Consider the following 11,893-nt stretch of genomic DNA (forward strand, 5'->3'; position numbering starts at 1 on the left):
CACTACTTCGGGAGACCTCATGCGCCTCGACCCACGCGCCGCACTCGCGGTGCTGACCGCTGCCCTGCTCACCGGCTCCGCCGCCGGACAGGCGACCGCCGACGGCTTTCAGGGCCCGCCGCGCGACCGCACGACGGCACCCCGGACCGCGGCGGCCGACCGGATGTACCACACCTGGGCGACCGACGTGAACCTGCGGGCCAACGAAGCCGACCAGGTGACCTGCAGCCGCTATCCCTCCGTCGGCACCTGTCCGGACGTCCGCCAGCGGGTCCAGCCCCACCACCAGCTCTACGTCTACTGCCAGCAGCCGGGGCAGACCATCGGCGGCAACCCGTACTGGGTCCTCGTCAACGACTACACCGACTCCAACACCGGCTGGCTCGCCGGTTACTACATCGACTACCCGGACGACCGGCTGCCCGACGTCCCCGACTGCTGAGCGGGCCGGGGCAGGAGCGTGCCGTCGACGCGCAGATCGACGCGCTCGTTGTAGAACGCCACCATGCCCGCGATGTCGGCTACCGCGGGCGTGGGGAAGTCGTACGCCCAGGCGATGTCCTCGTGGGTGAGGACATCGCCGTCGAACGACCAGTAGTCGCTCGTCGTGCCCTTGTACGGGCAGCGGGTCACCGTGTCCGAGTGGCGCAGACGGGTGAAGTCGACATGTGTGCGGTCGAGGTAGTAGCGGGTAGGCAGGCCGGTCTCGAACAGCTTCACGCAGTGCGGCGCGTCCGCGAGGACGACCCCGTCCAGCTCCACACGCACACCGCTGGAGGAGCGCAGCGCGTCGACGCGGGAGTAAGGGCTTCGGGGGTGGACGAACACCTGCTCGTCCTCCTCGAACCAGGCGTCCAGCGCGTTCCACCGGAAGCGGGCGGTGCCGTGAAGGGCCTCGGGCGCGCCGTCGCCCCACAGCCAGGCCGCGCCCTCGCACACCTGGTCCCCGAGGCGCAGGGAGTGCCGTCGCGCGGGGCCGGGGCCCAGCCGGTCGACATGGCCGTCGTCGGTCAGCTCACCGGCGATGTCCTCGACGGGGATGCTGAACTGGGGATAGGGCGGCCACTCCCACACATACAGCGCCCGCCGGGTGTCGAGGGCGACCCGCCCGCCGATGAATCCCCGGATCCGCCGGGGGACGGGCTCGACATGCCCCACCGGCACGATCAGTCCCGGATGCTTGACGCCCTCGTCCGCCATCGCTGATCCCCTCACGCGGAAGCAGTATCACCCGAAATGCTACCGACCCGACGGCGATCGAGCCCTTGCGACGCCCCCGCCACGCCCCAGGACGTCGGATTCGCAGGGGGGCGGCGCGTCCCTCGCCGCCCACCCCAACTCGCCCTGTGCCGGGCCGGATCGAGGCCTTCCTACGCCTCGGCGGGGACGGCCTGGGCCGCGTCCTTCTGCGACGACCCGGACGCCTCGGGCCCGTCGGTGGCGGTGTAGAACACGGACGTCCCCTGCTTGGAGCGGTGCGCGTGGTTCCTGGCGACGAGCCCTTCGAGGGTCGTGCGGATCACCGTCGTCTTGACGCTGCGCTCCGGGTGCGCCTGGGCGAGGGCCGTGGTGACCTCGGCGGCCGAGCGCGGCTCGCTCTGCTCGCCGAGGTGCCGGCGCACCAGGTCGACCAGCGTCGGCTGCTGCGCCGTCTTCGCGGCGGGCGCGGCCTTGCCCGCGGGCTTGGCGGAAGCGGCCTTCCCGCCTGCGACGGCACGGGACTTGGCCGACGACTTGGCCTGCGACTTGGCCGCGCCGGAACGCTTGCCGACGGCGGGCTCGGCCGACTTGGCCTCCCTGGCGCTCTTGGTCGCCTTGGCACCCTTGGACGACCTCGCGTTGGAGGAGGTCTGCTTGCGGGGAGCCGGAACGGTGACGGCGTCGTCGGACTTCTCCGTGGTGTCCGTGGGAGCGGGCACCGCGTCGATGGCCTGCTGGATGCTGACGAGCACCGCGTGGTTGCGCTGCAGCGCCGCCAACTGCTCGTTGAGCGCGGCGATCTCGCCGGCGATGCGCTCCTGTTCCTTGGTGTTGCGTTCGAGGTCGGAGGCCACCTGCGCGGTGTACTGCGAGGACAGTTCGGTGATGGACGTGTTCTCGGACATGAGGCACACAACCCTTTCCGGTTCGGGGCGGGACATGAGGAACTGCCGCACATGTGTGTCCTCCCGGCTGACGCCGGCGGCAGTGACAGTCGACTCACGAAGCCTTGCCGTAGAGATAGTACGGACAACCGGAGCGAATCGTTCTCCTCTGTCACATCCCTGTCGCCCGCGATCGACCCTGCACACACCGACAACCCGCCTTCGCCGACTGCGCCGTTGTCCCTGCGCATCGACCCGAACGGTTGCACGCACCCGTGCCGACTCACTCACCGGGGACCGTGTCGGCTTTTGTGCCGCCCAGGGGGCAACCCAGTTCGCTTTCGTTCTGTCTTCAATTGGTGACGGCTCTCAAGTGATCCGAACTGGGGGGAAACCACTCGGTGAACAGCTCTCACAGACCGACGGTCTCTGTGATCATTCCGGTCCACAACGCCATGCCCTACCTGGAGCGCACACTCGCCTCCGTCGCCGGACAGACCATCGGTCTGGAGGCACTCGAAATCATCGCCGTGAACGACGGCAGCACCGACGACAGCGGCGCCGTCCTCGAAGCATGGGCCGCGGGCAAACCGGTGAAGGTCATCCACCAGGAGGCGTCGGGCGGCCCGAGCCGGCCGCGCAACGTCGGACTCGACCACGCGACCGGCACCTACGTCTTCTTCGTGGACGCCGATGACGCCCTCGGGCCCGAGGCGCTGGAACGACTCGTCGCGCTGGCGGAGAAGAACGGCTCCGACGTCGTCCTGGCGAAACTCATCGGCGTCGGCAGGCGCGTGCCCCGACAGGTGTTCGCGAAGACGGTCGACAAGGCCGACCTGTCCAAGGGCGACGTGTACTACACACTCATGCCCTTCAAGCTCTTCCGGCGCAGCATGCTGGAAGAGCACGGGCTGCGCTTCCCCGAGCACATGCGCATCAGCGAGGACCAGCACTTCGTCGCCCGTGCCTACCTGCACAGCGCGGTCATATCGATCCTGGGGGACTACGACTGCTACTACGTCGTCCAGCGGGGCGACGAGGGAAACATCACCGCGAACGGCCTCGATCTGAAGACGGTGCTCGAACAGGCCGACGAAATGGTCGAGTTGGTGACCGGCATGACGGAACCGGGGCCACTGCGCGACCATCTGGTCGGACGTCATGTCAGGGTCGAGCTGGTACGCCGCTTCGACCGGCGCTTCCTGGACGAAGACGCCGCCACCCGAAGAGAGTTAGCCAAGCTGGCCCGCCCCTACGCCGAGAAGTGGATCAGCCCCGCCATCACGGCCGGGATGGAGGTCCACGAGAAACTGATCAGCCACTGTCTGCGCGAAGGACTCACCGACGAACTCACGTCGGTCGTGGAGTGGCAGCTCGCCGGCCGCCCCGGGAAAGCGATCGTGAGGCACGGCAGGCTGTACGCGTCGCCGCCGTTCCCGGCCCCCGACTCGCCCCTTCACACGGAACTCTGCGACATCACCTCAGAGATGCTCGCCGTCAGCCCGCGCCGCCGGGTGGACCGCCTCGCCTGGCACGGCACCGTCCTCGAACTCGCCGGGTACGCCTACCTCGACCAGGTCGACACCGACGACCTCAGCACCGAGATCGTCCTGCGCCACGCACGCAGCGGCAAGGAGATCGCCGTCACCGCCGAACAGGTGCCCTCACCGCACCTGGCGGTCGCCCGCGGCAAGGAGACCTACGACTACGGGCGGGCCTGCTTCCGCGCACAGGTCGACCTCGCCACCGCCGACGGCGGCAAACCCCTCCCCAAGGGCGACTGGCATCTCTCGCTGCGCTGCACCGCACATGGACTGACGGCACGCGGCGCCCTCGGAACGGCCCTCGGCGGCAAGGTCAGCCGGCGCGGCGACGAACACGCGCTGTCCCTCTCCGGGGCCGAGAAGCGCCTGCACACGGCTCGTGTCGGTCCCCGCGACGGAGAACTCGTCCTCCGGCTGAAGCCGGCGCCGTCCGCGGTGTCCGCCTACGCGTTCAGCTTCGGCTGGAAAGCGGCACGCGCGGTCCGCGCCCGGATCAACTGGTAGGGGGAGGGCATGAAGCGCACCGCCGGGCCGCGCGCGGATCGGTCAGGAATCGAGAAGCGGGCGCCGGCGGCCGCGCCTAGCCTGACGAGCATGGACATCACCATTCACACGAGCGTTCTGCCGCACGACGACCCGGACGCGTCCGTCGCCTTCTACCGCGACGCCCTCGGCTTCGAGGTCCGCAGCGACGTCGGCCAGGGCAAGATGCGCTGGATCACGGTCGGCCCCGTCGGCCAGCCCAGCACGTCGATCCTCCTGGCGCCGCCGGCCGCCGACCCCGGGATCACCGAGGACGAGCGCCGCACCATCGCCGAGATGATGGCCAAGGGCACCTACGGCTGGATCCTCCTGGCCACCCCGGACCTCGACAAGACGTTCGAGCAGGTCCAGTCCGGCGACGTCGAGGTCGTCCAGGAGCCGACCGAGCAGCCCTACGGCATCCGCGACTGCGCCTTCCGCGACCCCGCGGGCAACCTCGTCCGCATCCAGGAGCTCCGCTGAGCCCTCTTCCGGTCATCGGTCCGGCCACCACGGCCGGCGTCAACTGAACCCCGCACGGCGGTCGGTGCTCCCGGCCGCCGTGCCCGCGTTCGCCCTCCCACCGACACACCCTCGACGAGACGGAGTGCCTCCATGTGTCACCCCTCCTGGGGTCCCGCACGCATCGCCGCCCAGCACCTCCACGACCTCGCCCGTCTGCGCCGCGTCCGCGACCGCATCGACCGGGAGCATGCGCGGCCCCTGGACGTGGAGGCCCTCGCCCGGGACGCGCACATGCCGCCCGGGCACCTCAGCCGCCGGTTCCGGCAGGCCTACGGCAAGTCGCCGTACGCGTACCTCATGGCCCGCCGCGAGGAACGCGCGACGGCACTGAGGCGGCGCGGCACCGCCGGCGTCACCCGGGCCCGACCGGTCAGGAATCGAGAAGCGTCCGCACCGCAGCCGCGCCTAGCGTGACCGTCATGACTTCCCACCTCACATCCCTCACCCTCGACGTGGCCGACGTGACGGCCGCCGCCCGCTTCTACTCCGCCGCCTTCGGCCTGGACGACACCCGGGTCCGGCTGCGGGCCGCGCAGGCGCCCACGGAAGGGTTCCGGGGCTTCACCCTGTCGCTCACCGTGTCCCAGCCGTCCACCGTCGACAGCCTCATCGACTCCGCGCTCGCCGCCGGCGCCACGGCCCTCAAGCCCGCCGCCAAGTCCCTCTGGGGCTACGGCGGCGTCGTACAGGCCCCGGACGGCGCCGTCTGGAAGGTCGCCACCTCGGCGAAGAAGGACACCGGACCCGCCACCCGGGACATCGACGAGATCGTGCTCCTGCTGGGCGTCGCCGACGTGACCGCGAGCAAGCGTTTCTACACCGGTCAGGGCTTCACCGTCGGCAGGAGCTTCGGCCGTGTGTACGTCGAGTTCGCCGCCGGGGACGCCCCCGTCAAGCTCGCCCTCTACCGGCGCCGCGCCCTCGCCAAGGACGCCGGAGTGCCGCCCGAGGGCAGCGGTTCGCACCGCCTCACCCTCGCCGGCGGCTCCGGGGCCGGCGCCTTCACCGACCCCGACGGCTTCCCCTGGGAAGCCGCGGCGCCGGCGCCGGCGCTGTGACGACGTGCTCCGGCGGGGCCGCTCACTCCTTCCGGGCCCGCTGGAGTTCGCCGGTCACCGGCCGCTCGTCGCGGCCCCGCACCACCTTCTCCGGGCCGTGGTCGTCCGAGCGGGAGAAGCGTTCGGCCAGGGCGACGTCCTCCTCGTCGAGGACGCGCCCGCACCACTCGCCCCGGCCGACGGTACGGTCGTCGAAGGGCACGGCGGTGCCCTCGCCGAGCACGCTCCATCGGCCCGCGCCGCCCTCCCGGCGCAGGGCGAGAAGGCAGGTGTGGCCGGGCTCCAGGCGGGGTGCCTCCGGGGTCGTTCTCTACACACGGCCGCCGCTCTCCCGGTACACGCTCCAGCCCGCCGCCACCATGTCGAACCCCGCACGATGTCACGGCCCGGCCGCAGTCCTTCGAACGGCGCCCGGAGAGGGCCCCGCCCCATATCTCCACGCCGCCGGGGCACTCGTCCACCAGGACACGGATCCCGCAGGAGCGACCGGACGTGACGGCGGCCGGCCGCCGGGGCTGGAGGCGGCGGACATGGCGGTGAAGCGACTCGGCCTGGTCGTGCACGGCGGGCGCGCCGAGGCCGTGGCGGCGGGCGGTGTGGTCCGGGCCTGGTGCGAGGAGCACGCCGTGCGGTGCACGGACATCGACGTGTGGCAGGAAGGCGCGCGGCGCGGCGCGCGCGAGGAGGTCGAGGCCGCCGGCGATCCCGACCTCGTGGTCACCCTCGGCGGGGACGGCACCTTCCTGCGGGGCGCCCGGCTCGCCGTGGAGAACGACGCGCTCGTCCTGGGCGTCGACCTGGGGCGCGTGGGCTTTCTGACACAGGTGTCGGCCGCCGGCGTGCGGTCCGCGCTGGACGCGGTGTGCGAGGGCCGGTTCGGCGTCGACCGCCGGATGCTCCTCGCCCTGCGCGCCTCGCGCCGCCTTGAGGTGCCGCCGGCCATGGAGGCCCTCATGGAATACGGCCGCGGCCCGCTGCTGCCGCCGCCGAGCGTGCGCCCGGACTGCCGGGTCGACGACGAGTGGGGCGTCCCCCTCGACGTGACCGCGCTCAACGACATCGTGCTGGAGAAACTCGCCAGGGACCGCCAGGTCTCCGTCGGGGTGTACATCTCCGGCCGGCTGCTGGCGTCCTACTCCGCCGACGCGCTGCTCGTGGCCACGCCGACCGGCTCCACCGCGTACAGCTTCGCCGCCGGCGGGCCCGTCGTCTCGCCGCGCGCGGAAGCCCTCGTCTTCACCCCGGTCGCCCCGCACATGGCGTTCGACCGATCCGTCGTCACCGCCCCCGACGAACCCGTCGGCCTGCGCATCCTCGAACGGTCCGGGCAGGCCGCCGTCAGCGTCGACGGCCAGGTGCGTGGCGTGCTCGGCCCGGGGGACTGGATCGGGGTGTACGCCGCCCCGCGCCGGCTGCGGGCCGTACGGCTGGAGCGCACGGACTTCTACGGCCGGCTGCGCGAACGCATGAACCTCACCGACGCACCGGCCGCGGTCGCCGACGGCTCCCCGGCGCCGCTGTGGTCGGTGACCACCACGCCCCCCGGCGACCTCGCCCACCTCGCCCTGCTCACCGCCCCGGACGGCCCGTCCCCGCTGCACTGAGTCCGGTGCCGCGCCGGGCATCGGGGGCCTGCCCGGCGGGTCGTGCCGGCGTGCACATCGCGGGCATGCACGCGTTCTCCCCGCCGGACGGGGCACGCCCTCCTCCGACATGCCCCGCGCTGTCGCCGGCCCGCGACCCGCACCGCCGGACAGGCCTCAGCCGATCCGCTGCATCGCCTTGCGGTGCCGTTCCGCCATCGCGGCCCCCGACTCCCGGCGGGCCATCCTGCGCAGGACGGACGGTGCGAGGAGCAGCCCCGCGACCGCCCAGACGCCCAGCGCGGCCGCCGTCTCCGCGGCCCGCCACGAGTCGCCGACCTCGGCCGCGACCGCAGCCGCCGGCAGCAACGCGGCCCTCAGGCCGAGGCCGAGCCAGTACACCGGGAAGACCTGTCCGACGATCTGCAGCCACTCGGGCATCTTCGACAGGGGGTAGTAGATCCCGGAGATCCCGATGAGGCCCATCACCGGGAGCATCAGCAGACCGACGGTGCGCGGGCTGGCGACCAGCGAGCCGATGACGGCGCCGATCGGCAGCGGGGCCAGCAGACCCAGCGGCACTATCCACAGCAGCGTCAGCAACGCGCCGCCGCCGCGCGGGGCGACCCCGTCGACGAGGAACACGCCCACGGCGAAGGGGAGCGCCATGGACGCCAGCGCCGTACCCGACAACATGACGATCTTGCCGACCAGATGGCCGACCATGCCGTTGGGCACGGCCTTGGCCCGCAGCAGGGTGCCGTCCTCACGCTCGGTCGCGAGCAGCTGCGCCGTGGTCATCATCCCGGTGAACGCCAGCGTCATCCCGAGCATGCTCGGCAGCATGAACGCGCCGGCCGAGATGCCCGCGCCCTTCAGCGGATCGTTTCTGCCCAGGAACAGCGGCACCATCAGCAGGACCGTCCACAGCACGTACCCGAACAGCTCCTGCCCGGTGGTGAAGCTCTGCCGCAGCTCCGTCACGCCGCGCCGCAGCCCCACCCTCGCCGCGTACCACACCGGACTCATCGTGCTTCCTCCCCGAAGGCGTGCCCCGCCTGCCCGCCGGCGACCCGGCCGGCCTCCAGCTCCCGCACCGTCGTCAGGTACGTGTCCTCCAGGCTCGCCCGGCGCACCTCCAGGCCGCCGATGGCCTCCCCGTGCTCCTCGAACAGCCGACGGACGAAACGGGTGGGCTCGGCCGTCGACTCCTCGAAGGACCGCCCGTCCCGCGTCCAGCGCACGGTCGCCTCGGCCGACGCCTGCCGCGACAGCTCCTCGGCGGATCCGTCGGCCACGATCCGGCCGCCGGCCAGGATGAGGATGCGGTCGGCGAGCTTCTCCGCCTCCGCGAGGTCGTGCGTGGTCAGCACAATCGTGGTGTTCTCGTCCGCGAGGCCGCGCACCAGGCCGTGGAACTCGCTCCTGGCCTCGGGGTCCAGGCCGGCTGTCGGCTCGTCCAGGAACAGCATCTCCGGTCTGCCCACGATGCCCACGGCCACGTCGAGCCGCCTGCGCTGCCCGCCGGACAGGGTCCCGACCCGCTTGCCCGCCTGCTCGGTCAGCCCCACCGCGGCGATCAGCTCCTCGACGTCCCACGGCCGCCGGACGAGCTCGGTGGAGTACGGCGCGTAGTACGAGCCGAGGTGGGCCAGCAGCTCCCGCACCTGCCACTTGCCGTGATCACGCCACGACTGCAGCACGATGCCCAGGCGTGCACGCCACTGCTCGTCCCCGCGGGCCGGATCGCAGCCGAGGACGCTCACGTCCCCGGCCGAGCGCATCCGGAACCCTTCGAGGATCTCGATCGTGGTCGTCTTGCCCGCCCCGTTCGGTCCGAGCAGCACGACGACCTCGCCGCGCCGGGCCGTGAGGGAAACCCCCTTCAGCACGTCCTGGGTGCGGTAGCGCATCCGCAGATCCCGCACCTCGATGACCGTGTCGCTCGCCGGCGGCGGGCTGCCCTCGGCCTCCGGCGAGGCGTGAGCGGTCGTCATCCATGTCCCCGTTCGTCTTGTGGCCGATGCCGGGGACGGCCGAACCGGCGCAGCACGCTGCCTCGTCCGTGGTCGCAGGACGTGTCAACCGCTGCTCCGGACAATGCCGTTGGCGTCCGGAACCGGTCGTTCAGGTCCCCTTGGCGAACACATTACCGAACGGATCAGCGGCGGCTGACCGTCCGCCGCTCTCACGAACCGGTCAGGACCACCAGCCGCTGCGTCGCCCGCGTCATCGCGACATAGCGGTCCACCGCTCCCCGCACGCCGTCGCCGAACCTCTCCGGCTCGACCAGGACCACCAGGTCGAACTCAAGTCCCTTCGACAGCACGGGAGTCAGCGACCGTACGCGGGGCGTCGCACGGAACGCGGGATCACCGATGACACAGGCGACGCCTTCGGCGTGCTCGGCGAGCCAGCCGTCCAGGACCGAGGACAGCTCGGACACCGAACCGTGCACGACGGGAACCCCGCCGCTGCGGATGGACGTCGGCACGTTGGCGTCCGGCAGCACCGCACGGATGACCGGCTCCGCCTCCGCCATCACCTCTTGCGGCGTACGGTAGTTGACGCTCAGCGAGGCCGACTCGATGCGGCTGAACCCGACCCGCTCCAGCCGCTCCCGCCACGACTCCGTGAAACCGCCCCGAGCCTGCGCCCGGTCCCCGACGATGGTGAAACTCCGCGACGGACACCGCGAGATCAGCATCCGCCACTCCGCGTCGGTCAGTTCCTGCGCCTCGTCCACGACGATGTGCGCGAACGGCCCGGCCAGCAAGTCGGGCTCTACGTAGGACAGTTCGTTCTCGTCGACGAGACTCACCTGCGCGTCCTCGCCGCGCAGCATCGTCACCAGGCCCTCGCCGTCGTCGCCGTCGGCGCCGGAGTCGGCCACGGCCGCGATCAGATTGTCGACGACCTGCGTCATCCGCTCGCGCTGGGCGGCGAGAACGGCCGCCTGCCGGCGTTTGCGCCGAGCCGTCTCCGGGTCGCCGAGCCGCTGCCGCGCCGCGTCCAGCAACGGCAGGTCCGACACCGTCCACGCCTTCGGGTCCGCCCGCTGCAACCTCCGTACCTGGTCGGCTTCCAGCCAAGGAGCGCACATCCGCAGATACGCGGGGACGGTCCACAAGTCGCCCACCAGATCGGCCGCTTCGAGCAGCGGCCACGCACGGCTGAACGCCGTGAGCAGCTCCCTGTTCTGCCGCAGCGCCCTGCGGAGCAGATCGGGCGAGACGTCTCCTTCGCCGTCCCGCGCCGAGGACTCGTCCTCGTGCTTGTCCACCAGGATCGTGAGCAGTTCCTCCCAGACCTGGCCGCGTGCCTCGTTGTGCGGGGCGCCGGGTTCCGCCGCGGCGAACGCCACGGCCCAGTCATCGGCCCCGAGACGCACGTCGGACCAGGGGGTGGTGACCGTCATCCCCTCGCTCGGCGGCTCCTCGTAGAACCCGACCGCCTTCTCGATCGCCTTCACCAGGTCCGCGGACGACTTCAGCCGGGCCACCTCCGGGTCGGCTTCCACGGCCGCGGCGGCGCCCTCCGTGACGAGGTCCCGCAGCGTGCACGTCTGCACGCCCTCCTCGCCGAGGCTCGGCAGGACGTCGGCGACATAGGCCAGGTAGGGCCGGTGCGGGCCGACGAACAGCACACCGCCCCGACGGTGGCCGAGACGCGGGTCGGAGTGCAGGAGGTAGGCCGAACGGTGCAGGGCGACCACCGTCTTGCCCGTCCCCGGACCGCCGTCGACGACGAGAGCGCCACGCGAACTCGCGCGGATGACGGCGTCCTGGTCGGCCTGGATGGTGCCCAGCACGTCCCGCATCCGCGCCGAACGGTTGGCGCCGAGACTGGCGATGAAGGCGGACTGGTCGTCGAGCGCGGCGTGCCCGACGAGCCCGTCCGGGGTGAACACCTCGTCCCAGTAGTCGCTGATCCGGCCGCCGGTCCAGCGGTACCTGCGCCGGCTCGCCAGACCCATCGGGTTGGCGTGGGTGGCCCCGAAGAACGGCTCGGCGGCGGGGGAGCGCCAGTCCAGCAGCAGCCGGCGCCCGGTGGTCGCGTCGGTCAGGCCGAGCCGGCCGACGTACACCGGCTCGGAGCCGTCCGCCTCGACCATGTGCCCGAGGCACAGGTCCAGCCCGAAGCGGCGCAGGGCGCGCAGCCGACCGGTCAGCCGGTGGATCTCCGCGTCCCGGTCCATCGCCTGCCGTCCCGTGCCGCCCGGCGCCCGCCGTTCGGCGTCGAGACGCCCGGTCAACTCCGCGATCGTCTCCTCGAGACTTCGCGCGATCGCCGCGAAGTGCCGCTCGTCGTCGGCGATCAGCGCGGGGTCGGCCTTGGTGGAGAGACGGTCGGGAAGGTCGAAGGCGCTGGTGGTGGTGGGGGGTGTCACGTCACTGGCTCCGCATCTGGTGCGCGGACGGGGGGCGATGAAGCGCGACTGAACTGCCCCCCTGTGTCCGCAGGTTCCGGCCTCGGCCGGAGATTCTGTGCCACGAGGGGGGCCTTGCCACAAGCCCCCCGGTGCGCTATACGTTGAGAGTGGAAAGGAGCGACAGCCTCCCTTCCCTTTTTCTTTT

At 71.8% G+C, this 11,893-nt stretch carries 11 protein-coding genes and 1 pseudogene; 6 read left to right on the forward strand and 6 right to left on the reverse strand.

Features of this window, described 5'->3' with window-relative positions; all coding sequences use genetic code 11:
- The first annotated feature begins 19 nt into the window (after nt 1-19).
- Nucleotides 20-442: a hypothetical protein gene (locus tag ACIOC0_RS15945; protein ID WP_402155596.1), complete on the forward strand. Its 423-nt coding sequence runs from the start codon at nt 20-22 to the stop codon at nt 440-442.
- Here the strand turns inward: ACIOC0_RS15945 and ACIOC0_RS15950 are convergent.
- Nucleotides 403-1,200, reverse strand: coding sequence for a DUF427 domain-containing protein (locus ACIOC0_RS15950; RefSeq protein WP_402155960.1), 798 nt, complete (start codon nt 1,198-1,200; stop codon nt 403-405). The two genes, ACIOC0_RS15945 and ACIOC0_RS15950, sit on opposite strands and share 40 nt — an antisense overlap.
- Nucleotides 1,201-1,370: 170 nt before the next feature.
- The gene (locus ACIOC0_RS15955; protein WP_402155597.1) at nt 1,371-2,105 is read right to left on the reverse strand and encodes a hypothetical protein; all 735 of its coding nucleotides are present in this window, start codon (nt 2,103-2,105) and stop codon (nt 1,371-1,373) included.
- 410 nt (nt 2,106-2,515) lie between these two features.
- On the opposite strand from ACIOC0_RS15955, the gene ACIOC0_RS15960 reads away from it, so the two are divergent.
- The 4 genes and pseudogenes from ACIOC0_RS15960 (at nt 2,516) to ACIOC0_RS15975 (ending at nt 5,733) form a co-directional block, all read left to right on the forward strand.
- Entirely contained in the window at nt 2,516-4,132 is a 1,617-nt protein-coding gene (locus tag ACIOC0_RS15960; protein ID WP_402155598.1) for a glycosyltransferase family 2 protein, read from the forward strand.
- Nucleotides 4,133-4,222: 90 nt separating this feature from the next.
- Nucleotides 4,223-4,633 (forward strand): VOC family protein, encoded by a 411-nt coding sequence (locus tag ACIOC0_RS15965; RefSeq protein WP_351094116.1) that lies wholly within the window; start codon nt 4,223-4,225, stop codon nt 4,631-4,633.
- 132 nt (nt 4,634-4,765) lie between these two features.
- Nucleotides 4,766-5,032, forward strand: a pseudogene (locus ACIOC0_RS15970) (AraC family transcriptional regulator); the annotation flags it as partial.
- A 62-nt stretch (nt 5,033-5,094) separates the two neighbouring features.
- Nucleotides 5,095-5,733 carry a VOC family protein gene (locus tag ACIOC0_RS15975; protein WP_402155599.1) on the forward strand — a complete coding sequence of 213 codons (639 nt, stop codon included), beginning with the start codon at nt 5,095-5,097 and terminating at the stop codon, nt 5,731-5,733.
- 22 nt (nt 5,734-5,755) lie between these two features.
- On the opposite strand, the gene ACIOC0_RS15980 is transcribed toward ACIOC0_RS15975, so the two are convergent.
- Complete coding sequence (locus tag ACIOC0_RS15980) at nt 5,756-5,956, reverse strand: hypothetical protein (RefSeq protein WP_402155600.1); 201 nt, start codon at nt 5,954-5,956, stop codon at nt 5,756-5,758.
- 307 nt (nt 5,957-6,263) lie between these two features.
- On the opposite strand from ACIOC0_RS15980, the gene ACIOC0_RS15985 reads away from it, so the two are divergent.
- The gene (locus tag ACIOC0_RS15985; RefSeq protein ID WP_402155601.1) at nt 6,264-7,337 is read left to right on the forward strand and encodes an NAD(+)/NADH kinase; all 1,074 of its coding nucleotides are present in this window, start codon (nt 6,264-6,266) and stop codon (nt 7,335-7,337) included.
- A 156-nt stretch (nt 7,338-7,493) separates the two neighbouring features.
- Here ACIOC0_RS15985 and ACIOC0_RS15990 read toward each other — a convergent pair whose 3' ends face one another.
- The 3 genes from ACIOC0_RS15990 to helR all read right to left on the reverse strand — a co-directional run bounded on the left by ACIOC0_RS15990 (nt 7,494) and on the right by helR (nt 11,706).
- Nucleotides 7,494-8,345: an ABC transporter permease gene (locus ACIOC0_RS15990; protein WP_402155602.1), complete on the reverse strand. Its 852-nt coding sequence runs from the start codon at nt 8,343-8,345 to the stop codon at nt 7,494-7,496.
- Entirely contained in the window at nt 8,342-9,313 is a 972-nt protein-coding gene (locus tag ACIOC0_RS15995) for an ABC transporter ATP-binding protein (RefSeq protein WP_402155603.1), read from the reverse strand. The genes ACIOC0_RS15990 and ACIOC0_RS15995 overlap by 4 nt, the downstream gene beginning before the upstream one ends.
- A 191-nt stretch (nt 9,314-9,504) precedes the next feature.
- Nucleotides 9,505-11,706 (reverse strand): RNA polymerase recycling motor ATPase HelR, encoded by a 2,202-nt coding sequence (gene helR, locus ACIOC0_RS16000; RefSeq protein ID WP_402155604.1) that lies wholly within the window; start codon nt 11,704-11,706, stop codon nt 9,505-9,507.
- Between the last annotated feature and the right edge of the window lie 187 nt (nt 11,707-11,893).

The sequence above is a fragment of the Streptomyces sp. NPDC088254 genome (genome assembly GCF_044740925.1).
Classification (GTDB): Bacteria; Actinomycetota; Actinomycetes; order Streptomycetales; family Streptomycetaceae; genus Streptomyces.